Genomic DNA, 23527 nt, shown 5'->3' with positions numbered 1-23527 from the left:
AAAAAGAAAAGGGCGGAAACACAAGTGTGTTTCCGCCCTTTGAATACAATGGATAAATCTTATTTCTTGCCGGCAAAGTACTCAGCATATTTAATAAAATAGATATGCTCGGCGATGTTGGTGATATGGTCGCCGACACGCTCCAGACAGCGCATGGTGAAGAGCAGGGAGATGAATCCTTTCCCTTCGAGGTCTTCAGCTTCCACGCAGTCTTTCATGCCGGTTACACCTTCTTTGAACAGGGCATCGACATTGCTGTCGCTGTGCCAGACATCAAGAGCTTTCTCCACGCTCAGTTCCTTGAATGCTTCAAGGATACTGGAGAGCATGGCGTTTAACTCCTGACCCATATGTTGAACATATCCCAGATGCTGGGCGTGTTCCTCGGCAAATCCACGTTTGCCTTTCTTTGCAATGCTCTTGGCATAGTCGGCAATGCGTTCAAGGTCGGAGGCAATTTTGCTGGCAGTCAGGACATAACGAAGATCGGCGGCTTTGGGCTCCATCTTGGTAATGATCATCAGGGACATTTTGTCCACTTCATGTTCAAGATCGTTGATCTTCTCATCCATTTTAACGATAGCTTCAGCTTTCTCGGGATCATTTTCCTCGAAAGTTTTAATCGCCTTGTTCAACTGGTCGAGAGCCAGATTACCGAGTTCAAGGACAAGTCCCTGAAGGTCGGCAAGTTCCTCTTCATATACTTTCAGAGGATGGTGCATATCCATATTATTTACTCCTGCGCCCGGACTGGAGGGCTTTTATATTCAGTGGCAGTTTATTCCCAAACATGCTTCGCAGTTAGCAATTACGTTATCTTTGTTACGAAAACATGTCGTCCCTGTTTCGGGATAGTGGATATAGCTGTCACAAGTCCTTTTATGCAGGAGTCCGGTCGCTCTTTGTTTTGGAGTGCCCGGCATATGAACCGAGTACAAATGCGGTCAGTGAGGCCAATGTTGTCGGCACAATGGCATGTACCCCGCCCATTGCAGGTTTCATGATGGTCAACGCAATGAAGGTTCCCACGCCGATGACGATGGAGGATATGGCTCCGGTGGAGTTGGCTTTATCCCAGTACAGCCCGATTACAATGGGGCAGAGGAAAGCCGCTTCCAGTCCGCCGAAAGCGAAAAGGTTGATCCAGACCAGCAGGTCCGGCGGCTCAATGGCAGCCACAAAGACCATCAGTCCTACAACTACGGTACATATCAGGCTCATTTTCTTGAGGCTGACCAGAGTCATGCGCGAGGCATCGCCTTTAAGACGATAGTGGATGTAGAGGTCTTTGATGATGGCCGCTGAGACCAGCAGCAGCATGGAGTCTACTGTAGACATGATTGCTGCCAGAGGTCCGGCAATGAAAACTCCGGCCCAGACCGGGGAGAGCAGTTCAACGATGAGTGACGGCATAGCCAGATCGCCTGCCGGGAGCTCTGGAAGAATTGCGCGTCCGAGGGTTCCGGCAAGGTGGGCGCAGAGGATCATGAATCCGATGAGCAGGGTGCCGATGATCATAGCGTCATGCATGGCTTTAGAATCCCGGTAACCCATGCAACGCTGGGTGGTCTGGGGCAGGCCGAGGATACCGATACCGACCAGCACCCAGAAGGAAAGAGTAAACGGCTGTGGTACAGCTTCTTTTGGGCCGGTGGGGGTAATCAGGCCGGGATCAATGGCTTTGAGGGACTGAATACAGTTCTCCATGCCACCTCCCGCATTAATGACCGCCAGCAGGATAACAACCACGGCAACAACCATGACAATGCCCTGAATGGCGTCAGTGAGTACTACGGCCCGGAATCCACCGATGGCAGTATAAAGGACTACGCTGACCCCGAAAAGTACGAGGCCTACGATGTACGGGTATCCGGTTACGGTCTGGAAAAGCCTTGCTCCGCCGATGAATTGTGCAAGCATGGCAGCCATGAAAAATACGATCAGGGCCACAGAGCAGAGGATGACCACTGCATCGCTTTTGTAGCGGGCGCGCAGAAAGTCTGTGATGGTTACGGAATCGGTTTTGCGGGCCATAATAGCGAAACGTTTACCGAGGATTCCAAGGGTAAGGAAAGTTGTGGGGACCTGAATCATTGCCAGCAGTACCCAGCTCAGACCAAGCTTGTAAGCCACGCCGGGACCGCCGACAAAGCTGCTGGCGCTGGTGTAACTTGCGATGATGGTCATAGCCAGCACCATGCCTCCCATGGAACGGCCGCCAATGAAATAATCTTCGATGAATCCTTTGGAGGAAGTTGTGGATTCTGCCTTTTTACGAGCCCAGAGAGCAACGCCGAATGACATTGCCAGATAAATCACTACCGGGATGACGGTCATCATTGTGTTACTCATGACTGTTTCTCCTCGTTGATCTCGTCAACTTCCTCATCAAGGGGCATATCCTTGAATTTGAACCTGACTAATGCCCAGAGCAGGATAGTGATGAGCGGGTAGCCAACAATGCAGCTGTAGAAAAACCATTCCGGCAGCCCGAATACATATTCGTACTGGTCCGGGTCTCCGCTGCCCATGCCGTAGGCACAGACGTACCACCAGATAAAATAAAGGGCATAAGCCCCAAGAGTGAGCAGGGCTTCTTTGTTAGCCTGCGCAAACCGCCAGTCCTTGGGATGTTTTTCCATGGTGATTGGCCTCAAGGTGAAAAGTTTATTATTGCGTGGATCAGGCGTGCTACTGACGCCGCGGGTTGAGTGCCCTATGGATGGGATAAATGCAAGTTTTTTATGGCTGACTGAGTATAAGTGAGAGCTTAATTCTCTTGCTCAGGCATATATCTCAATATTTGATTCAAATTTATGTTATGATATGGATCGTTTTCACCAACATATGCAAACTTGAATCAGGGAAAGTAAAATGAAATTGTGCCAGCTGAATAAAAATATTAATCAATTTGTTCTCACTTTATTACTTATATTGGGCTTGTTTGTCATGTCCGGGTGCCAGCAGCAGAAAGTTGAGCAGAAAAAAGAATTATTAATCTACTGCGGCATTACCATGATTAAGCCCATGACCGAGATAGCTGGTATTATAGAGCAAAAATATGATTGCAAGGTGCTGATTACCAAGGGTGGATCAGGTAATCTTTTAAAATCCATTAAGGCTAACAAGATCGGAGATCTTTATTTGCCCGGCTCCGGTTCTTATATTCAGGCCTGCCTTGAGCAGGGATTGGTCACGGATACCGTTCACGTGGGATTTAATAAGGCTGCGATGATGGTTCAAAAAGGCAATCCCAAGAATATTCCGGCTAATCTGGATAGCATGGCCGACAAAAGTTACTATGTGGTGATCGGTAATCCGGAAAGCGGCAGTATCGGGCGTGAGACAGAGAAAATACTGACCAAGAAAGGGATATTTGCCAAAGTTGCCGGCAATGTGCAGATGATGACTACAGACTCAAAAGATCTTGTCCGTGTTCTTAAGGATAAAGAAGCGGACCTTGTTATCAACTGGTACGCCACTTCAACCTGGCCGGAAAACAGTGATAGTTTAAGTGTTCTGCCTATTAGTGATAAGTATGCAGGAAAGAAGAAATTAATAATCGGATTGCTGCGGTTCTCCCGCTACCCTGAGATTTCCAAGGCCTTCATGGAATATGCCTCCAGCGCTGAAGGCAAGGCCATATTTAATAAATACGGATTATATGATGTTAAATAGAAAACTTTCCGGCCTCCTCAAAGAGCAGGTTATCTCTAAAGTTTTATTTCTCTGCCTGGTTTTCTTTGTCACTTTTGCAGTGATTTATGTCGTGGACAGGGTACAGCTTAACTATCTGAACCGTTATGATCGCGAGATTGAGAATCAGCAGGCCCGTTCCGAGCTTGGCAAGGCGATTATGCATCGCTTACTTATGGTGGAACTGGGTATAGCAAGGATGATCGATACCACGGACCTTCGTAAAGTCGAGGTCCTCAATAGGGATATTCATCACAGCTTTAGCAAGCTTGAAGATATTTTGTCTGTGCTGCAGGGGGGCGGAACTTTTAAGAATACTTTCCCGGCAAACTTTTACGATAGGGATGAAGTTGATGAATTGATTTCATTCCACAGAGAAAAGGAAGCCGGATATGTGTTGGAAGTTATTGATCTGAACCCTAAAATTTATGAACTGGAAGTTGCTACAGAAGGTATCTATTCAGTTTTGCGGAAATTGCTTGGCGGGGATGAGAGTCCTACTTTGAAAAAAGTTCATGATGCGTTGAACTTTCGGGTTATGCAGATAGAAGCACTTATCCTCAGGGCCAGAGAGTCCTCCAGTAAGATTTTTCATGAGACTCAGACAGAAATAAAACGGCTAAGTTCGCTTAAGGAACAAGCTACAGCCGGAATGAATAATTTCAGGTTAGGGGTGATTGTTGTATCCATACCTCTCTGTCTGTTCATTTTTTTTCGTATTATTTTCAACATCCGTTCTATTCTGGATGACCGTGAAACCAAGGCTAGAAACCTTGAAGAAGCCAAATCCGCTATTGAAATTATCCTTGATTCAATTCCGGTCGGGATGGTCATCGTCAATGAGAACCGGGAAGTCATCAAGGCTAATTCCGAGGCGCTGCGTCTTTTTGGAGCCGAGTCTGAGGAAAAGGTTCTTGGTAATCGTTGTGACAAGGTTTTTTGTTTTTCATCAGAGCATAACTGCCCCTTTTCGCATAATCTCGGCGCCTCTTATGAAAATGAGGTAAAAATTAAGACTGCCGCGGGCAAGGATATTACGGTTTTAAAAAATGCGGCCTATATCACCCTGTCTGGCGAGCGTCTTGTGCTTGAAGCATTTATGGACATCAGCCAGCGTAGTGAGATGGAAAGACGTCTCAAGGATCAGCAGGATTATACCAACGCAGTGTTGCAGGGGGTGCAGGCCGGGGTTGTCGTCATTGCTGCCGATACCCACACAATTGCGGATATGAATGAAACAGCAGCCCGGCTCATCGGTGTGAATCGCGAGGAGGCTTTGGGAACAGTATGCCATAAGTATATCTGCCCGGCTGAAGTAGGGAAATGTCCGGTTACTGATCTTGGTCAGGATGTTGATCATGCTGTACGCAGGTTGTCCAATGGCAAATCTATTTTAAAAAGTGTTGTACCGTTCAAGCGGGGTGAAGAAGCTTATTTGCTGGAAAGTTTTGTGGATATCACCGACAGAGTCTCCGCAGAAGAGCAGCTCAAGGATGCTATGGAGACTGTTGATGCTGCAAGTAAGGCAAAATCAGAGTTCTTATCCCGGATGGGGCTCAAGCTGAGTACCCCTCTCAATACGATTGTCGATTTTTCAGATGCTTTATTGCGTGACGATGATTTAACGGGAAAGATGCGTTCTGATGTAGATAATATTGCTTCTGCCGGTCATCATTTGAAAGAGATTATCTCGGAAGTTCTCGATTTTTCAATGGTCGAATCCGAAAGATCACCCATTGATACTGAAGAGGATGAGCAGCCTGAACAGGTGGAATCCGGTGCACCTGTTCCTACTATTTTGTGTATTGATGATGATCCCGAAAACATTAATGAAATGCGAAAAATATCATCCAATTGGAACGGATTCACTCTGGTCATTCGTGAAACGGTCGAAAAAGGATTACGGGCTGTTTCTTTGTTGAGGCCCGATATCGTCTTGATCAGTGACAATCTGGCTGGAGACATATTTGAGCAGGTAGTTGATGAAGTTCGCGCTCAAGGTGTGGATAAGTGGAAGCCGTTTGTTGTGCTGCTGGGCGATGGCTCGGTTAAAGGAGCCGACAGTAAGCTGATCTTGCCAGTAACCATTAATGGTGTGCAGCAGATTGTGACTGAATGTAAACGGGCATAGATAGTTGCTGCGAATACACATTTTTATTTCAGTAGATTGACTGACGATGAGAATCTTATAATTATATTTGAACCTAAGAAGAATTAAGAACTATAACTTTGCAGCTGATTCGTGAATTGTGGTTTAGCTTGATGTAGAAGCTGTTGTACTGGAGCACAAATTACTTGGTTCAAACTCTTTTTCATATAATTGTTCAGACTGAATTCTTTTGGTTTTGGATTGTAGGAGATTTCCTCCCATTAATGCGACAGGCTGAGTTTCGGCGTTCAGCTTAAAATAAATATCGTCATAGGCAGCGGGGATATCTTTTGTTGAACGAGAAAGACTTAGGATATCGACAAAAGAATTGAGTCTGTTTGCTGCAGTTGCTCCAATATTTAGAAAATTGATTTGTTCTGCGTTCAGTGTCGTGTCGCTCATCAATTGTAGCATCCCCATAATGCCATTCAACGGGGTTCTGATTTCATGGTTGAGGATTCTCAGGAATTCTATTGCGCTGGACGGAATGTAGTTCTTATCAGTTTTAAGCTTGTTTAAGCTTTGCACTTCATTAACAATGCACCCTATTTTGATCGTTGAAATAGGGAATATTTTTATACTTATTGTTTTGGAAATTGTTTCAGAATATATTTCAATGATTTTGCTTTTTAGATTTCTATAAACGTAGTCAAAATGGTCGTATATGTTTTCTTCTTTGGTTTTGAAGAAAACACATATATTTTTGCCATTCACATTGCATTCTTCTGCTTCAGTGATTTTTAAAAAAGCATTGTTTGCTTTTTCAATATGATAGCTGTATGTTATTTTGAATTTTGAACAAGATACGTTTATTACGGCATATCCTTCGTTCATATTATCTAAAATATGAAAATATTCTTCTGTTTTCATTTTTACCTCTATTGGCATTGGTTGAAAGAGTATTTTCACCTTTTGTAGTGTTAGGCAAGTCCTGTAGATAGTTCTTCGCTATATGTAGTGCTTGCTTTACTTTGTTGGAGCTTAAATCAACCCTTGGCGCATAGCGTATTGAATTAATTCTGTTATGGAAGAAATATTTAGTTTCTTCATTATGCGACTTCGGTAGGTGCTGGCGGTGTTTCCAGTAATGTCAAGTTCATTTGCTACTTCTTTAATTCGTTTGCCCTGAATTAAAAGTAAAAAAACTTGATATTCTCTTGGAGAAAGGTGTGTTGGGGTTATAAATGGGTTGATCGGTTGTTTGTTTTTTAATTGTGATTCGTTAATTAGTTCATTGAATGTTGTGTTGGAATTCTCAAATAAGCCTTGTACTGCTGAGGCTTTTGATACGCTTGCAGCCACGTCATCCTGGATTCGTAGTAAATCGTAACTCAGTCCGGTAAGGTAGGTCTCCAATTGGTGGTAAGATTCAGCGACTGTCTTTTGTAAAGTCCGTTCACTCGTGATGTCGCGGGCTATGCATATTAATATTTTCTCTCCATCGTCATTGTTCGTGGACACTCTTTTAGTTGAAAATAGAACTTTTTCTCCATTGCTTTTAATAATGCTTTCCTCTTGGATGATTGATTTGTCTAAGTGTAGAGCCTTATTGTCATGTTCCTTTAATCTCTTAGCGACATCATCTGGAAATATGTCAAAGTCGTTTTTGCCTTTCAGGTCTTTTCTGGTTTTTCCTATGGTGCAGCAGTAAGCTTTGTTTGCAGCAATTATATTTCCGTCAGAGCTTTTAATAACCAGAGGTTCCGGTAAAGCATCAATTATGTTGTTTAGGAATTTATTTTTTTTTCTGAGATTCTCTTTTAGCTCTGACATGCGGGTTACTTCACTGTATATTCCATAGTAACATACAATGTTTTTTTTGTTATTGTATACAGCATCCCAGTTGCTTAGGACTCTTTTTCTTGTTCCGTCTGGGGTGATTATTTTAAAGTCGCCACGCCATTTTTTTCCTGTGATTACCGCTGGTATGACTTCATCGTATAGTTTGTTTATTTGTTCGGGTTGATATCTTTGTTCCCAATTGTCTTTGTTCCATTCTTCGCGAGTTTCTCCAAATAGTTTAAGACAAGCATCATTCACATATAGAGGTTTAAAATCTAAATCTCGTATACTCACGGCAAAATCTTGGCTAGCCAAAATGAGTCTGCATACGTCTGCTAACGAGCTGTCAGGTAGGTTGGTTATGTTTTTGTCGCTAGTTTCGATTATGCTTTGCGCGAAGCTCTCTGTTTTGTCTCTCATTTTGGTTTACCATTCTGTTTGGCTATTTTGAGTGAGTTTATCTCATCGACGAGACGAGTACTCTCAACTCTTCAGCCAGTTGAGCTAATTCATTGACTGCCAGAGATGATTGATTCATTGCCTCGGCGGTTTCTTCTGCAATGGTATTAACCTGAGAAGTCGATTGAGCAATTTGTTCACTGGCTGCAGATTGTTCTTCTGATGCTGTTGCTATTGATCTTATTTGGTCAGTTGATTGTGAAACGAAGTCCACAATCTCCTTCAAAGCATTTCCTGAGTTGTTAGCAAGGTCGGTGGCCTCTTCAACCGCAGTAGTTGCTTGTTCCATGGTGTTTATATTGTTGTGGGCTGAGCTTTGGATATTGTTAATATATTCACTTACTTCTCCTGTCGCACTTACTGTCTTTTCTGCTAACTTACGAACTTCGTCCGCAACAACAGCAAATCCTCTGCCTGCTTCTCCCGCACGTGCGGCCTCAATGGCTGCATTAAGTGCTAGCAGGTTGGTTTGATCTGCTATGTCATTGATGACTGTTATTATCTGGCCGATTCCATCTGCCTGTTTTCCTAAGGATATCATGTCTTGTTTCAAGGCATTGGTAGTGACACGTAATCTATCCATTACCTGGACTACTTCAGAAACAATGTCTTCGCCTGCTCCTGCTTTTTCTCTAGATTCTGTTGCTAAGGAAGCTGCATTTTCTGCATTATTGGCTACCTCCAGAACAGAAACATTCATTTGTTCCATCGCTGTTGCTGCTTCGGCCGTCAGCTCTCTTTGAGTGTGTGAACCTTTGCTGGATTCATCAATCTGTGAAGAAAGCTCCGCTGCAGCAGATGAAACCTGTTCCGCGATATTTATTGATTGCTCAGCAACTTCTGTTATTCTGTCTGTTTGTTCCTGTATCTGTTGCTGCTGTTGTTTTTGTTCTGTTATATCATTTACCATACTAAATGCACCAATTAAATTTTCGTCTAAGTCATATAATGGTGCTGCATTGAATACTCCGTGTTTGGTTGTCCCTTTTATGTTTATTAGGGTAGCAGTGATGTTGTGTATTGTTTTCTTTTCCTCTATGGCCGTGTTTGTAAGGCTCTTTTTGTTTCGGTCATTATAAAAAACATAGCTCAGTGGCTCTCCGTAATAATCTTCTGGATTGCCATCTCTGCCTGCGTATTCTAGAAGAGAATTATTGCAGTAGTTTATTTTGCCTTCTGCATCGGTCACTATGAATGGAATTGTGATTCCTTTAAGGACTCCGTCTGAGAATCCAAGTTTACTCTTAAGTTCAGCTACCATGGTGTTAACTGATTTTACTGTTTCGCCAATAGCATCATTTGAGTCGTATTCACATCGGGCATTTAAGTCCCCGTTAGCGATTTTTTCAGTAGTTTTAGCTAGCGAGCGAAGAGGACTCATGAGTCGATTTAGTACGTATAATACGCAACAGATAGCTAGAATTATTCCTAGTGTTGCTGTTCCAGTATTCTTATATAGCAACCGGCTGTCTGCTCCCATATACATTTCTTTATTTGTTAAGCTGACAGCGACATGCCAATCCCAAGGTTCGAAATAAGTTATGAAACAATTGCGATCATTATCGTTGTAGTTGTATGAAATTAGACCATTTTTAATATCCTTTATGTGGTCCCATACCTTCGGGGATTCTTTTTTGAAGTTTTTACCTGTAGCTGATGGGTGGATTAGAATGTCGCCAGCAGTGTTGTATACGAAGGCATATCCTTTGCCAGCCATGCTGACATTGCCTATGAGATTTTTGAATTCAGGACTAAGGATCTTTACACCAGTAAATACTGCTGCGACTATTTCTCCCGATTTATTTTTTAGAGGCACATATGCTGTCAAAAGTTGTTCACCTAAAACTACAGCTCTGCCGTAAAAAGGAAGTCCAGATTTTACTGCCTTGTATACAGGGCTTGAAGATGGAATATAGGTCATAATGGCTCGTTCGCCATTCTTTTTTATGATGTTTGTCGAAATTCTTAAAAGTTTATCAGGTAGAAGCTGAAAAATAGTAGCGAATGCCCCTGACGCATTTCGTATGCCATCAACCAGAGAGTAGTTGTTTTCAATTCTGCTTGACCCCAACATTAATGTAGGAATTATTTCATTTGTAGGGAGCATGCTGTTTTGGTTGTATATGGTTGCTTCGTGAGGCTGTTCTTTATCAATCCAGATTTCACCTTCTTTAGCAATCTTTTCTGTTAAAATTGTGCTTTCTGAATGCAGCAGCTTTTGGAGAACCTCATTTTGCAGTTCTATTTCTTCAGATAATTGTTCTGCTGTGTTTTTTAGAAACGATAATCCAAAATCATGTAACGAATTAATGGATTCGAAGTAACTTACTGAAGTTAGAATAGAGCTGAGAATGATTAAGGCTAAAGAGAATGTGATAATAATTTTTTTGTTGAAGTTTAGTTTCATTTTTCCGCTCCATCTATATTGTTTATTAAAAAAACATGTTGTTAGTGAGACTTTAAATAGTCGAAACGAGTAAATATTATATTTTTTGTATTGTTGGTTTTAGCCAAGACTAGATGCTTTTTAATGAAAAAAAAGTTCGAATCAATGTTTGTCCAAATTTTTGGACTCGGTGTCGTTCTATTTCGACAAATATGAACGGTTTGCGGTGGCAAGATAAGAATTTGATGTAGGATGTTGTATGCGAGGCAGTGTGTAGGCTAACGTGAATTGCTTTACCCTGATGAGTGTGACCGATCCTCGTTTATCAACGAAAGGGGTCAAATTGAAAATTAGCTTTAAAAAGAAGGCACAAAAAAAGGGTTCAGCTTGAAATCATTAAGATTTTAGCTGAACCCTTATTTTTATCTGGTACCGGGAGCGGGACTTGAACCCGCACAATCGCAAGGATTACGAGATTTTAAGTCTCGGGTGTCTACCAATTCCACCATCCCGGCACGGAAGTAATGCTTGATATACTTTGTCTTTTAAGTAGTCAAGCTTAGAGAGAACATATTACAGAAGATTTTTTATGTCGAGATAGTTTCTGTACAGCCTTTTGCTGATGCGTGAGAACTTGTCGAGATCGGAAACAATTTCGAGTCCGGGGATGATTGCCCTTGTTACCGGAATTTCGAGATCCTTGCGGGTCAGGTCCACGTAGTAAGGGGCAAATCCGTTTGCTGCCAGCGTGTTTTCGATAACCATCACATCGCCATCTGCACTTCCGGTGGTCAGTTCGGGCAGGTCTTCCAGTTTGCGTACCGGGAGCCCTTCAGGAATTTCAGAAGTGGGCGGTCCGGGGAATGGATATGGAATCTCGGTGAGTGCCGAGAGCAGGGCCCGTTTGCCGGAAAGAGAACAGCCGCCGCCTTTGTTGATGTCTCCATGTTTGCCCACAGCAAAAGCGGTGTAGCAGGGGACACCAAGTTCAGATGTCATATCCTGAAACCATACTTTAATACCGCTTTCTTTCATGGCATCAAGATGTTTCTGGACTTCGGGGTCTTCGGATTCAATGGTGAAGCATCTTTCTTTATTAAAGGGAGTAGTGGTGTTGCAGTCGCGTTCCAGAACTTCCAGCAGACCGCTGAGGCGGGCTTCAGCCATGGTGTTGCCGGATGCAAGTCCGGTGGAGCTGAGTCCGCTGAACAGGTTCTGTTCATCAAGGTTACAGAACAGGAATACGTGCTGTACCGGAACTTTTGCCTTTACATGCTTTTCTCCGTCGAATTTCTCCGCAGGCATCCACCAGATTTCCTGACCTTCGTAAGGAGCTTCAAGGCCGAGATCATCGGGGTTGATTGCCGGTACTTCTTTGGAAATTTCTGCGTATGATCCTTTGCTGACAGGCAGTGAGGATGTACGGTTGGCGATGCCGGATTTGCCGATGCTTGCGTAGGAGCTGACCCTTTCGGCAACTTCCATGGAACAGGATACGCATGCCTGCTCAAAGGTGAAGCCGCGCCCGTAACTGGTCTGGATGGCACGCAGGGAGTTGCTCAAACTGCCGTTGTCTGTGCGGTTGTCGACCATCCAGTGATGGAGCACTGCAAAGGGGCTGAGGCATCCTTTCTGACGCATCTGGGGGCCCATGAAAACGCCGATAGCTTCAAGTTTCTTGTTGGCGTTGGCGGTTACTTCCTCGATTGGTGCGCGTTCTTTGGCTGGGGGAAGTTTTGATTCATTGGCCAGTTGTTCCCGAATGGTGGAAGCTGTGGTGAAATCTTTGGAAGGCAGGTCTTCAGGTTTGTAGAGCTGTTCAATCCCGGCTTCTTCAATTGTAGGCAGTTCCTCGTGCATTTCCATATTGTCAGAGAAAAGGCTGGTCCACTTGTTGTGCAGGGGCTGGTCTTCCAGAAGATGGGAACGCAGGTGCAGAGTCGGGCTGTACTCTTTGAGTTCTTCGGCATCAAAGGTTGCTTCCACTTCAGCACGTAAAGAGGCAAGGCGGGGATGGGTGATGGCTGCTTCATAAATGAGGGCGGCAAGAACTTTCTTTTTAGGATCGCCCTTAATTTCCTTGATCAGCTTCTGGATTTTGCGGGTACGGTGTTTGCCTAGCATATCCAGCATATGGCGGTGCATGAATTCATCGTATGGATGTTCTTCCAGGTAAGTCAGTACTTCAGAGAAGCTCAGGTTGGGACCGGGGAACGCGGCAAAGCATCCGGTTCCGGAAAGGGTGTCCATGAGTTTGAGTTCGTAGCGCATATTTTCCCCTGATTATTGTTTTCTGAAATTCATTTTTTCAGTAATTAAATATTGAGTCGGTCAGCGAGTGTTATCCTTATCCTTGATGGATGTCACGTCAACTTCCGACCGCGAAGGTATGATATTTAAGGCGCCAAGTGAAGAGGGAATATGCATTCGGAAAAATCTCATTCAAAAAAACTGATTCTGCACGGTGCCGTTGTTATGGCATTCGTGGGTATTCTTTCTTTTGCAATTGAGCATTATGGTGAAGGTCATCTATCCGCGCTTACGGCATGGATTGATGACAGCGGTAATTTTGCACCCGTTCTGTTTATGCTTATTAATGTGATCGGCATGGTGCTGGTAATCCCCCAGACTCTTTTTACAGTGGTAGCCGGAGTCCTTTTCGGGGCTGTGAAAGGGACGGCCATGTGTCTGGCAAGTATGGCTGTGGGATCTTCTTTATCATTTTTTCTGGGAAGATTTGTTTTGCGCGGGCGTGTGTTTAAAAAATTTCGTAATGACCCTAATTTTATGAAGATGGAAATGCTCAGCCGTAAGCATCCGCTGAAGGTTTTGGCTTTAAGCAGGATTGTCCCTGTGGTTCCTTATTCTATTGCAAACTATCTTTGGGCAGCAACAGGAGTGCGTTTTCTGCCGTTCCTGATCATGAGTGTTGTTTGTTTGATTCCTGAGACGGTGTTTCTAACGGCAGGCGGGCATCTTTTATCTGCCGGAGTGCGCATGGGCACAGTGAATTGGGAAATGGTGGCAGTGCTGGCAGCCGCAGCAGTGCTGATAGTTCTTCTGGTTCGAGCCGTAAAGCGAAGTCTTGAGCAGGGCTGATTTTATTTAAGCATTGTCGCCATTGATTTTTGGCCTGATATGTATTGCATCACATATAGCGGTTTTTCTGCTCCATTGCCTTGGAATGATATTGTTCCGCTGACTCCTTCGAAGTCCTTAATCTGGCTCAGGCCATTGCGTACAGCTGTGGATGATGCTCCATGTTTTTGCGCTGTCGCAGCCAGAAGCATGATGGAATCGAAACCTAAGGCTGCGTAGCCTGTCTGGGGGGGATTACCGAACAGTTCTTTGTAGGAATCAGTGAAAGAACGCACCAATTGTGCTTCACTGTCTATGGCTGCCTGAGCTGCAAAATAGATAGTTGACGGGTAGTCTTGCATAGGTTGTTGCATGGGCACGGTGTCGAATGATGTCCCGCCGAGTATTGAATATGTCTGCTTGGATTTTTGCAGTTGTCCAAGTATTTTCGCAGCAATGTTGGCCGGTGCAAAGATTACAACGGCTTCCACCTGCGGCTTGGCTGGTTCGGTTTCTCGTTTTTGGACGGTAATGCCTGCTGCACTGTCTGCAAAGTCGCTGACCCCAACTGTGTCATTCTCTACTGTGCTGTTAGTCGGTTGCGGGGGAGCTAATTCTTGAAGTTTTGAGTTGATGACCGATAGGTCCGGGTCCTGTTCGGTGATGCGCATATCAGCCATAATATTACCGCTGTTGCGTTTGAAGCGGCGGGCATAGCTGTCTGCTTGACGGGCAGTGCTGTCAGCAAGGTCGGAGCGGATCAGCATTATGTTGTTGATTTGCATTGTGTTGGTGGTGAATTCTGCCAGCAGTTGCCCTGTTCGTATGTCTGGAACGGCGAGGCTGAAAATATTAGAGCCCATATGGGAAAGCGCGTCAGCTTGAGCTCCTGTACACAGGAATGGAAGTTGGACCGCTTGAAATGCAGGGCCGGCTGTGAGGGCGGCGTTGTCATCTATTATTCCGGTGGCGGCGATAATTCCTTTGGATTTTGTTAATTTGTTGGCTCCGTTGAGAATTCCGGTTGTTTCTCCGGCAGTGGCTTCAATTTCAAGTCTTATTTTTATTTCGTTTTTTGATTTATTGATTTTCTTAACCGCCAGCAGTGCCCCGTTCAAGGCTTCCTGAGCCGTTGGTGCTTGGCTGTCACGGAGGCCGAACATAACACCCAGTACGATTTCTCCGGCATGTGCTGGAGTGGGGATGCAGATCATTGCCAGTAGTAATACGAAAATTCTCATATACCGCTTCCCCTTCGGTCTTTGCGTGTTTTGACGATTTTAAATGTCCGCTTTTTGGGAGGGGCTTCTGCTTCAGGATGTTCCGGTTGTTCTTCTACAGAGGTTCCTTGTTTCATCCTCTCCAAAGCTTCTTCGTGCCTTTTTTCTTCGGCAGCAGCTCTTTCCTGTTCCAGTCTCAGTTCTGCTTCTTTTTCCTTCCGTTCTGCCTCGCGCTGCTTTCTTTTAATTTTAAATTCTGAGACAGCTTCCTTGAAATCTGTTTTTTTGTTCGTGAAGGCTACTTTTCCAGCGTGAACGATTTCAGTTAGTTTTTTTACTTCCCAGAGTTCTATAGGACGTGGGTGTTTGATGTAGACCGGGATGATTTCATGGTGGTGCATGTCGATGGAAAGAGGAAGCTGGCTGGTGAGTATGGAACGTTTGAAGATGCGTGAAGTATTGAAGTAGCTGGAAACAAAACTGTCCGGCTCCGGGTTGCAGGCATCGTCAAAATAGATGGCGATAATGATGTCTATCTGCCGTTTAACGCATTCCATGATCGGCACAGGTGAAGAGAATGCACCATCTATGAGTCGCCTGCCGTCAACATTTCCCGGCGGCATGAGCGGGTAGATGGCGCTGCTGGCATAGATGGCCTGCGCAAGATTGCCTTCTTCAAGAATGACCGGTTTTCCGGTTTCAAGATCGGTGGTGGCAATCAGGGTTTTGGGAGAAAGGTCGGAAATGTCAGTTTTTTTGAACAGGGTTTCGTAAGTTCGGCGTAGACAGTCTGTCTTAAGGATACCGGATTCGGCAGTGAACTTGCCCATGCCGGTGCTGGCGATCTCAAGCACTGAATTATAGTCTACATCGGTATAAAAGCGTGGGTCTACGGTTTTGGAAAAGACTTCCTGAATTTGCTTGAGGTCATATCCTGCGCCCATAAATCCGGCCAGAAGGGCACCGCCGCTTACCCCGATCACGAGATCAAGGTTAATCTTTTCTGCTTGCAGATATTCTATAAAAGGCAGAGCGCAGAATGATTTTATCCCTTCCGAACCTATTATTAATGCAACAGAAGGACGCTCAGGGGTTTTAGGCCCTTTACTTTGTTCTTCTGTTGTATTCTCGGGTGTGGCAGATTCGGGGCTACTGTTCTTTTCCATCTTTTCTCCCATGCTTTAATGCAAAAGATACATGGGCTGAGTGGAAAAAACAATATTAATTACCCGGAGATGGACTCCAGAAAAGATTTGAATGCAGGAAACATGTTGTTGACCATTACTGCTACACCCTCGCTGTTTGGATGTACGCCGTCAGGCTGGTAATATTCAGGTGCTTCGCCGATTCCTTCTGTCAGGGACGGGTAGAGGGGAACTCCGAATTTGTCGGCAACGTCATTAAAGATGCTGCTGAATTCGGATGAATAGGATTGCGGGGTGAAGTTCATGGGCTTGAAGCCAAGCAGCAGGACCGGGATATTTGCTTCTTGAAATGTTTCGACCATGCGGGACAGGTTGAGCTTGGTCTGCTCGGGGTCCATGAGCTGAAAGCAGTCATTTGCACCGAATTCAATGTACGCAGCATTCGGTTCGCTTTCGATAACATTGGCAAGGCGAAATAGCCCGTCCGCGGAAGTGTCCCCGGACAGGCCGAAATTATTAATTGCCACATGGAAGCCTTCTTCCAGCAGTTTGCGTTCAAGCTGTGCCGGAAGGGAACTGTAAGCAGGAAGACCGTAACCTTCAGTTAAACTGTCCCCGAATGCCGCCAATGTGATCTTAGCCATGCCTATTTTTCTCCTTCGCGCAGCCAGCTCTGGAAGCGTGAAACTTCATCTTTCCACTGGTCTGAAATGCGGATGGTGATGAACTCTTTGAAGACGTGGTCAAAGAGGGTGATACATTTTTCGATCAAATAGATCTTTTCCAGAAATTTTGCGTCCGGATCATCGCCTTCCTCGTCTTTCATTTCCACTTTTGGGGTTTTCAGCCCGCTCATGGCGAAATCTTCAGCCTTGACCTGAACCTGCCAGAGGTTCTCGTCAATTTCCATTTTCAGCTGGCAGCGGGTAACTTTTTTACCGGTGCGCAGGCCGTAGAGAACTTCGGTCATGTCACCGCTGGCGGAGTTGACTGTTGCGGTATCAACGTTCTCACCGTCGCCGCCCTGAACAGACATGCGTTGTTCCATGTAGAGCATGAAGCGTTCGCCGTTTTCAAGTTCAAACATGCCGTCCTGAATTTCACTTTTATACCAGAGCCAGGTCAGGAAGTCCTGACCCAGAAGTGTGTTTTCCCTTTCGGCTAACATCATGAGGTCCATAACTGGTGCTCCTTTGAGTAGATTCTTTAATTCCCTAGCCTACGAAGTAGGTGGGGTCGAGCGATTCAAGTTTCTGTACAGCCTCTTCGCCGAGCATTTCCATGGCCAGAAAGAAGGGAGTCAGTGGTTCAAGAGTCAGTTCGAAAGTGTCTGAAAAATGATCAGTGAACAGATCCATAACCTTGGAGTTGGTGGCAGCAAGGTAAACCCGGTTCTCAGGTACGTTCCAAACAACATCGAAGACCGCCGGGATGGGCAGGGAGCGTGCGCGCAGCTTAAGGGTAACTTGTTCCTTAATTTCTCTTTTGCGGTCGCGGGAGATGAAATTTTTTCCCTCTTTCTTGGCTTCAGCAAGCTCATGGTTGAGAGCAATCTGGAAATGTTTTTTCAGTACCGCCGGCTGGATTCTGCGGGTATCAAGGCGCAGAGAAAATGTGAAGTACTGGGCTTTTTCCGGCGGAGAGACAGCCCATTTGTCATCGAGCATATCATCCATATTTACCCAGCCGAAGGAACGTTCTTCAGCGGTATGGTCGATATCCATGAAAGCGAATTTAGCTAATTTTTCGGGTATTTCCCGGATCAGATCATCGCTGACGTCTTCCAGAATCCTGTATCTGGTGATTCCTGTGCTGGCTGAAAGTATTGGCAAAGTATGCTCCTTGAACCGACTGTCACCCTTTTGGCACTGCCGGATTTATTTCGCTGTGATGATAAACACAAACGTTATCTGTTATGACCATTCTTTCAGGATGTAAAGGGAAAGAATTCCCTATCTGCTTAGTATGGCATATTAGGTGCATAATATATTTCAGTTGTAGAAGATTGTAAATCAGGTAACGGCCCAAAGGAGGATTCAGTCAGTCTGAGCTGAAGCAAGCAGGTGGAGGTCATCATGACTCTCATTGAAGTACGCACCGAAGGTAACTATATAGTAATTGGTAATCAGCGTAGAAAAAAGTTGACATCCGACGGATGCAACGAGCCGTTTAAGGATCGGTTCTGGTGCCCGCGCAAGAAGTGGTTTATGAAAAGTCCGTGTCCTTTCATAAACAAGATTGAGTGCGGAAACTATAGGCATATGTGCGGCTCGCTATAATTGCTCAGCACTGGCAGAATTTTTGTAACTCCTCTTGCTTTTGGTTTGTGCGGGTCCTAATATCCCTGTAAAACAAAAGCTGGAGGAGTTATGGTTTCCGGTAATCCATATGACTTGCTGGCGGATCGTCTCGAAAGTATTTCCACACAGATTCGCGAAATAGAAGCAGAGGCGCGTAAGGTCCTCTATGAAAACAACGATGACGCTGGCTATAAAGAATTAATGCGCCGAAAAGCGATGGTTCTGGCAGGACTTTATGATGAAGTTGAGCCCTTGGCAGAATCCGTTAAGAATGAGTTCAAAGAGCGTTTAGAACGGTTCTCCCTTTCAGCTTCACAGTCATTGGAGGTTGGCAGTGTATTTTTTATGTCCGCACTTCTTTATCCGGATGATTACAAGGACGGAGATCCTAATGATCTAGAGCTGTTTGTGACAAAGGTCAGGGCAGTGTCCGGAAGATAAAGAAGTTAGCGCTTGCACCTTTGATCAGCTATGTTATTTTGTTTCTATGAGTTGTTGCTTTTGGTGATTCGTTAGTATATCAAGTTTGGTCGGGTCATAGGAGGGAGCAGACTGTTTTTGGGGAGTCTGTTTTTTGACTTAGTGCAGGGTGTATAAATGCTTAATGCAGAAAAAAATGCTGTCGGTGTAAAAGTTTTGGATGGAGCGGTTAGGCCTTTGAATATTCTACTTGCAGAAGATTGTGAGAACAATGTGCTTCTAGTGCAGTTGTACTTGAAGAAGTTCCCATATTCCATCGACGTAGCTGAAAACGGCAGCGAAGCTTTCGAAATGTTCCAACGTAACGAGTATGATGTGGTTCTCATGGATATTGAAATGCCTGTAACTGACGGTTATGAGGCAACCACACTTATTCGTGGTTTTGAGAAAGAGAACAGCAGGGAAAAAACTCCCATTGTAGCCGTAACTGCGCATGCATTGCCGGAGAATGAAGATAAAGCTTATGAGGTAGGCTGTGATTTCTTTTTGACTAAACCTGTTCGCAAGGCAGACCTTATTTCAACTGTTCAGAAATATGGTTCCGGTGAAGTCTGATAAATTTTCGTATTTGAATTAGTTCAAATCAAAAAGGGCTGACATAGATATCTATGTCAGCCCTTTTTGATTTTGGTGATGGTGTCTTATATTCCGTTGACTACATTTACCGCTTTGCCTTGCAGGAAGGCTTTTACATTGGTCACGGTAATTTCGGTCAGTCTTGTGCGGGCCTCAAGGGTTGCCCATGCAATATGCGGAGTAATGGTCAGATTTGGGGTTCCTGAAAGAGGGTTGCCGGGGAGCATCGGTTCTTTTTCGACCACGTCAAGAGCGGCTCCGGCTATAACCCCTTCTGTAAGTGCTTCTGCCAGATCTGATTCATCAACGAGCGGGCCGCGTGCGGTGTTGATCAGGTAGGCGTTTGCCTTCATGCTTGAAAGCAGTTCTTTGTTGATAAATTTTTCATTTTCAGCAGTCAGCGGGCAGTGCAGTGAGACTACATCAGCTTCCCTGAAGAGTTTTTTAAGAGATACGAATTTGAATGGGCTGTATTGAGGTTCTGGTTTCGGTCTCGGTGCATAGGCTAGAACTTCCATACCGAAAGAATTGGCGATGGTTCCAACTTTTTGGCCGATGGCTCCGAATCCGACGATTCCCATTTTTTTGCCTGCCAGTTCGATGAGTGGTGCATTCCAGAAGCAGAAATCTTCCTGCTGTGCCCATTGGCCTTCTTTCACGGCCTGATCGTGCAGGGCAACTCTGTTGGCATGGTTAAGAATCATGGCAAAAACATGCTGGGCAACAGAGGGAGGAGAGTAGCCCGGGACATTTGATACAGGGATGTTTCTGGCTGCTGCCGCATCCAGATCTACCACGTTGTATCCTGTTGCAAGTACTGAAATAAATTTGAGTTTGGGTAAAGCCTTGATGGTGTCCGCGTCCAGCACGGTCTTGTTGGTCAGAATGATGTCCGCTTCAGCGGCTCTTTCGAGAATTTGTTCAGGTTTAGTACGGTCATATACAGCCAGTTCGCAAAGTTCGTCCAGTCCGGTCCATGGGTTGTCGCCGGGATTCAGTGTGTAGCTGTCAAGAATAACTGTTTTCATGGACTTTATTCCGTTCTTCCCGTCCTGTCGTCGGGGTTAGAGCTTTATTTTTTTCTTGGAAGCAGGAGTGATGCCGCGTTTTTTTTGGGCTTCAATTTCTTTTGCCATTTCTTCTTCAGTCGTGTCTGGATGTTTGCCGGAGTGTTTTTTCTCAATTAAACGTTTCTGGGCGGCAAGTACTATCTTGCTGATAACTTTGTCCTGAGATCTTTCAAGTTCTATAAATTCACAGCCCACTACTTTCGGGGTTCTTCTGGCAATTTTCAGCTTAACATTTTTCAGAACGGGTTTTCCGGACCAGAGTAGTACTGCCTCGACAATCGTGCCGACGGGAAATTCTTTGCTGCTGACAAAACCAATGCCGCCTGCGCTGATATCCAGTATGCGGCATTTGACTCTTGGTGTGCGACAGATGACATGCATATTGTCCACGTCAATTCTGAAAGCACGCCGTGCGGCAGGGATATCCTTTTGCGGTTTGAATTCAATGTCCAGCGATTCTTCCGCATTTCGACCAAGCATACGATCCAGCTTGGTCTTTAGTTTGCCCATCAGCCCGGGTGTAGTCTCTGTTTTATCCTTCCCCATTCTCATCCCCTGGTGAAATTAAAAAGAGTAACATCAATTAGCAATTGTATAATGCGCTAGTATCGTTAAGCTTAATTTCTTTCTATCTCTGCTTTATCATATATATATGAAGTAGTTTGTCAATATTTATACTTAAACTAGAGCTTGACATTATTGAGAAATATAGCGAAGACTAATTAAAATTTTTGTAATGAATCGGGTTAAATACTTGGAGGTATTTGGGAATGATCGGCGAACTTATCAGCAACATGGGCCACAGCACCACTGCTGGCTTTGTAGGTGTTTCTCTTATTTTTGGTTATCTTGCATGGATGCTCTTCATGATCTTCCGCAGGATTAATGAAACCAAAAACGAAGGTCATCATTAAGAAATTTTAGAAAAGGCTATTTGTTCTTTTCAAATAAAAAAAGGCCCGCATTTGCGGGCCTTTTTTTATTTGAATTTGTTGTTTATCGCTGTCAATTGTTCCAGAACTATTTCAAGTTGTGCGTCAAAGATATGAGCCAGATCTTTTAATTTTTGGTCCTTGGCTTTGGCAAGAATATCCCGGATGAATGCTTTACGTCGACTGAAGTCGTTATATGCATAACCGCATTTCTTTTTTAGCAATTCCGCTTCTCTGTTTTGAAAATTCTTTTCGCGTTTAACAAGGTTGACTACAGAGAAAAGCGAAGTCAGGCTATGAACCTGCATTTTGCTGGTTTTGCACATGTCGGACATGTCCTGCAGGGCGTATACCCGGTCCGGCTTAGTGTCTGCACCTGTTATCTTGTCGATTTTCATGCCCAGAGTCCTGAAGGAGGCTTCAACTCCTGAAAGCTTATCAAATTGTGCAGATATGTCCGGGGTTCCGCAAAATCCTGCGCTGGGAGCCAGCAGGACCAAGGTGATAATTAACGTGATGATTGTTTTTTTCATTAACTTTTCGCCTTTGCATCGTTGTAGATTCCCATCAGATACTGTCCGTAATCATTTTTAAGCATATCGGTAGCCATAGCCTTAAGCTCTTCAAGGGAAATATATCCCATACGGAAGGCAATTTCTTCCAGACAGGCCAGCATAAATCCTTGCCTTTCCTGAACTGCTTCAACATAAGAGGCGGCGCGGAGTAAAGACTGATGGGTTCCCATGTCCAGCCACGCATATCCTCGTCCTAGAAGTTCAACATTAAGCTTGCCGCGTTTAAGGTACTCGTTGTTCACGTCAGTGATTTCCAATTCCCCGCGGGCAGAAGGCTTGATGTTCTTGGCGATTTCAATGACTGAGTTGTCGTAAAAGTAGAGCCCTGTGACTGCAAATTTAGACTTGGGGTTTTCCGGCTTTTCTTCGATGCTGATCACGGTCTGGTTCTTGTCGAATTCTACAACACCGTATCGTTTGGGGTCCTTGACTGCGTATGCGAAAACAGTCCCGCCTTCTTCGAGTGCGGCTGTCTTTTGCAGGATGTGCGGAAGGTCGTGTCCGTAAAAGATGTTGTCCCCGAGAATCAGGCTTACACTGTCATCACCGATGAAATCCTCACCTATAATGAATGCTTGTGCCAAACCTTCCGGCTTCGGTTGGACTTTATATGAAATATTGATACCCAGATTTGAGCCGTCACCAAGAAGGTCTTCAAATCTATGCAGGTCTTCGGGGGTGGAAATTATCAGTATATCACGGATACCCGACATCATATGAATGGAAAGCGGGTAGTAGATCATGGGTTTGTCATAAACAGGCAGAAGTTGTTTACTGACCACTCTTGTCAGGGGATAAAGCCTTGTGCCGGATCCCCCGGCCAGAATAATTCCTTTCATATTATACCTTCCTTACAGTGATTCTCTGGTAAGCCGTAATTAAATTAACAATAAATTCTTGAGGTGTCTGCATTTATAGCATTAAATAGCCTGAATTTGTTCAAATTCGCAAACAAGGAGTTTACGTACTATGCGCGGCCCCATGTTTTCACTGCCCACCGTTGTTTTTCTGGGCGTCATTTTTTTTGTCCTCATATTCTTTTTGTTTATATTTGTACAGGTTGGTCTCGTTACCGTAGCTTTCTCCAAGCTGGGACTGACTGCAGGGCAGGGGTTTCTACTCCTTATAGCCACTTTGTTCGGAAGCGGAGTCAATATACCGGTCTTTCGTTCTGAAAGGCTTGTTCCTGATGTGCGAATCAGACAGGTACGTATGTTCAACCCTTATTCTCCGCTGGATGTTCAGCGCGAAGCAGCAACCCTGACTAATCAGGTGGTTGCCGTGAATTTGGGCGGTTGCGTCATTCCGGTTCTGCTGTCCTTGTCTTTACTTAGCAGATCCGGTTTTGACTTTTCCATTCTTCTTTGTGTGGCATTGGTTAGTGCGGCGACTTACGCCCTTGCCCGTCCCATTCCCGGTGTCGGAATTGGTATTCCGGTGCTTATCCCACCATTAATTACCGCGCTGGCGGCTTTGATATTCGTTCAGGGTGAAATGGCACCTATAGCGGCTTATGTTGCAGGAAGCCTCGGTACTTTGATAGGTGCGGACCTGTTACACCTTGCTACTCCGGCCACCCGGAGGGTGCTTGATGCACCGGTGGTCTCCATCGGCGGGGCCGGAACTTTTGACGGAATTTTTATTACCGGGATACTGGCTGTATTGCTGGCCTGATTTTG

The 23527-nt window shown here is 44.8% G+C and carries 24 protein-coding genes and 1 tRNA gene; 8 read left to right on the top strand and 17 right to left on the bottom strand.

Annotated features, from left to right (window positions below; translation table 11 throughout):
• Positions 1-59: 59 nt before the first annotated feature.
• The 3 genes from phoU to DESAL_RS13355 all read right to left on the bottom strand — a co-directional run bounded on the left by phoU (position 60) and on the right by DESAL_RS13355 (position 2642).
• Positions 60-728 (bottom strand): phosphate signaling complex protein PhoU, encoded by a 669-nt coding sequence (gene phoU, locus DESAL_RS13365; protein ID WP_015852516.1) that lies wholly within the window; start codon positions 726-728, stop codon positions 60-62.
• A gap of 151 nt (positions 729-879) precedes the next feature.
• Positions 880-2352, bottom strand: a complete 1473-nt coding sequence (gene panF, locus DESAL_RS13360; RefSeq protein WP_015852515.1) for a sodium/pantothenate symporter — start codon at positions 2350-2352, stop codon at positions 880-882.
• Entirely contained in the window at positions 2349-2642 is a 294-nt protein-coding gene (locus DESAL_RS13355; protein ID WP_015852514.1) for a YhdT family protein, read from the bottom strand. Before DESAL_RS13355 ends, panF begins: the two co-directional genes overlap by 4 nt.
• 307 nt (positions 2643-2949) lie before the next feature.
• Between DESAL_RS13355 and DESAL_RS13350 the strand changes: the two genes are divergently transcribed.
• Positions 2950-3678 carry a substrate-binding domain-containing protein gene (locus tag DESAL_RS13350; protein ID WP_197528747.1) on the top strand — a complete coding sequence of 243 codons (729 nt, stop codon included), beginning with the start codon at positions 2950-2952 and terminating at the stop codon, positions 3676-3678.
• Positions 3668-5827 (top strand): PAS domain-containing protein, encoded by a 2160-nt coding sequence (locus DESAL_RS13345; protein ID WP_015852512.1) that lies wholly within the window; start codon positions 3668-3670, stop codon positions 5825-5827. Before DESAL_RS13350 ends, DESAL_RS13345 begins: the two co-directional genes overlap by 11 nt.
• Before the next feature lie 123 nt (positions 5828-5950).
• On the opposite strand, the gene DESAL_RS13340 is transcribed toward DESAL_RS13345, so the two are convergent.
• The 5 genes from DESAL_RS13340 to DESAL_RS13320 form a co-directional block, all read right to left on the bottom strand.
• A complete protein-coding gene (locus DESAL_RS13340; RefSeq protein WP_015852511.1) occupies positions 5951-6715 on the bottom strand; it encodes a histidine kinase dimerization/phospho-acceptor domain-containing protein in 765 nt (254 codons plus the stop codon).
• 111 nt (positions 6716-6826) lie between these two features.
• The gene (locus DESAL_RS13335) at positions 6827-7942 is read right to left on the bottom strand and encodes a helix-turn-helix transcriptional regulator (protein WP_197528745.1); all 1116 of its coding nucleotides are present in this window, start codon (positions 7940-7942) and stop codon (positions 6827-6829) included.
• Positions 7943-8084: 142 nt separating this feature from the next.
• Positions 8085-10493 carry a Cache 3/Cache 2 fusion domain-containing protein gene (locus DESAL_RS20695; protein WP_015852509.1) on the bottom strand — a complete coding sequence of 803 codons (2409 nt, stop codon included), beginning with the start codon at positions 10491-10493 and terminating at the stop codon, positions 8085-8087.
• A gap of 406 nt (positions 10494-10899) precedes the next feature.
• Positions 10900-10987: transfer RNA gene (locus tag DESAL_RS13325), tRNA-Leu, on the bottom strand.
• 58 nt (positions 10988-11045) lie between these two features.
• The gene (locus tag DESAL_RS13320; RefSeq protein WP_015852508.1) at positions 11046-12743 is read right to left on the bottom strand and encodes a YcaO-like family protein; all 1698 of its coding nucleotides are present in this window, start codon (positions 12741-12743) and stop codon (positions 11046-11048) included.
• 150 nt (positions 12744-12893) lie between these two features.
• Between DESAL_RS13320 and DESAL_RS13315 the strand changes: the two genes are divergently transcribed.
• The gene (locus tag DESAL_RS13315; protein WP_015852507.1) at positions 12894-13571 is read left to right on the top strand and encodes a TVP38/TMEM64 family protein; all 678 of its coding nucleotides are present in this window, start codon (positions 12894-12896) and stop codon (positions 13569-13571) included.
• Between the two features lie 2 nt (positions 13572-13573).
• Here DESAL_RS13315 and DESAL_RS13310 read toward each other — a convergent pair whose 3' ends face one another.
• Genes DESAL_RS13310 through rdgC form a run of 5 tightly spaced genes read right to left on the bottom strand, consistent with a single transcriptional unit; the run spans position 13574 to position 17747 of the window.
• The gene (locus DESAL_RS13310) at positions 13574-14791 is read right to left on the bottom strand and encodes an ABC transporter substrate-binding protein (RefSeq protein ID WP_015852506.1); all 1218 of its coding nucleotides are present in this window, start codon (positions 14789-14791) and stop codon (positions 13574-13576) included.
• Complete coding sequence (locus tag DESAL_RS13305; protein ID WP_015852505.1) at positions 14788-15936, bottom strand: patatin-like phospholipase family protein; 1149 nt, start codon at positions 15934-15936, stop codon at positions 14788-14790. Before DESAL_RS13305 ends, DESAL_RS13310 begins: the two co-directional genes overlap by 4 nt.
• A gap of 59 nt (positions 15937-15995) precedes the next feature.
• Complete coding sequence (locus tag DESAL_RS13300) at positions 15996-16559, bottom strand: arylesterase (protein ID WP_015852504.1); 564 nt, start codon at positions 16557-16559, stop codon at positions 15996-15998.
• Between the two features lie 2 nt (positions 16560-16561).
• Complete coding sequence (locus tag DESAL_RS13295; RefSeq protein ID WP_015852503.1) at positions 16562-17095, bottom strand: hypothetical protein; 534 nt, start codon at positions 17093-17095, stop codon at positions 16562-16564.
• 34 nt (positions 17096-17129) lie between these two features.
• Positions 17130-17747 carry a recombination-associated protein RdgC gene (gene rdgC / locus DESAL_RS13290; protein ID WP_015852502.1) on the bottom strand — a complete coding sequence of 206 codons (618 nt, stop codon included), beginning with the start codon at positions 17745-17747 and terminating at the stop codon, positions 17130-17132.
• A gap of 243 nt (positions 17748-17990) precedes the next feature.
• Between rdgC and DESAL_RS20080 the strand changes: the two genes are divergently transcribed.
• From DESAL_RS20080 to DESAL_RS13280, 3 genes are all read left to right on the top strand, one after another.
• Positions 17991-18194 carry a hypothetical protein gene (locus tag DESAL_RS20080; RefSeq protein WP_015852501.1) on the top strand — a complete coding sequence of 68 codons (204 nt, stop codon included), beginning with the start codon at positions 17991-17993 and terminating at the stop codon, positions 18192-18194.
• A gap of 90 nt (positions 18195-18284) precedes the next feature.
• Positions 18285-18656: a hypothetical protein gene (locus tag DESAL_RS13285; protein ID WP_015852500.1), complete on the top strand. Its 372-nt coding sequence runs from the start codon at positions 18285-18287 to the stop codon at positions 18654-18656.
• Between the two features lie 156 nt (positions 18657-18812).
• Positions 18813-19250 (top strand): response regulator, encoded by a 438-nt coding sequence (locus DESAL_RS13280; RefSeq protein ID WP_015852499.1) that lies wholly within the window; start codon positions 18813-18815, stop codon positions 19248-19250.
• 86 nt (positions 19251-19336) lie between these two features.
• Here DESAL_RS13280 and DESAL_RS13275 read toward each other — a convergent pair whose 3' ends face one another.
• The gene (locus DESAL_RS13275) at positions 19337-20299 is read right to left on the bottom strand and encodes a D-2-hydroxyacid dehydrogenase (protein WP_015852498.1); all 963 of its coding nucleotides are present in this window, start codon (positions 20297-20299) and stop codon (positions 19337-19339) included.
• Between the two features lie 36 nt (positions 20300-20335).
• Positions 20336-20887 (bottom strand): PilZ domain-containing protein, encoded by a 552-nt coding sequence (locus DESAL_RS13270; RefSeq protein WP_015852497.1) that lies wholly within the window; start codon positions 20885-20887, stop codon positions 20336-20338.
• 224 nt (positions 20888-21111) lie between these two features.
• Here DESAL_RS13270 and DESAL_RS20360 point away from each other — a divergent pair, with 224 nt between their 5' ends.
• Positions 21112-21255, top strand: coding sequence for a hypothetical protein (locus tag DESAL_RS20360; protein WP_015852496.1), 144 nt, complete (start codon positions 21112-21114; stop codon positions 21253-21255).
• A gap of 65 nt (positions 21256-21320) precedes the next feature.
• On the opposite strand, the gene DESAL_RS13265 is transcribed toward DESAL_RS20360, so the two are convergent.
• Together DESAL_RS13265 and rfbA are read right to left on the bottom strand one after the other, a co-directional pair.
• Complete coding sequence (locus DESAL_RS13265) at positions 21321-21806, bottom strand: hypothetical protein (RefSeq protein WP_015852495.1); 486 nt, start codon at positions 21804-21806, stop codon at positions 21321-21323.
• Positions 21806-22687, bottom strand: a complete 882-nt coding sequence (rfbA, locus tag DESAL_RS13260; protein WP_015852494.1) for a glucose-1-phosphate thymidylyltransferase RfbA — start codon at positions 22685-22687, stop codon at positions 21806-21808. Before rfbA ends, DESAL_RS13265 begins: the two co-directional genes overlap by 1 nt.
• Positions 22688-22817: 130 nt before the next feature.
• Here rfbA and DESAL_RS13255 point away from each other — a divergent pair, with 130 nt between their 5' ends.
• Positions 22818-23522: a DUF1614 domain-containing protein gene (locus DESAL_RS13255; protein ID WP_015852493.1), complete on the top strand. Its 705-nt coding sequence runs from the start codon at positions 22818-22820 to the stop codon at positions 23520-23522.
• Positions 23523-23527: the final 5 nt, after the last annotated feature.

The organism is Maridesulfovibrio salexigens DSM 2638 (assembly GCF_000023445.1).
GTDB lineage: Bacteria > Desulfobacterota > Desulfovibrionia > Desulfovibrionales > Desulfovibrionaceae > Maridesulfovibrio > Maridesulfovibrio salexigens.
Note: the sequence above shows the minus strand (reverse complement) of the source record. Positions and strands in the feature narration are given on the sequence as shown.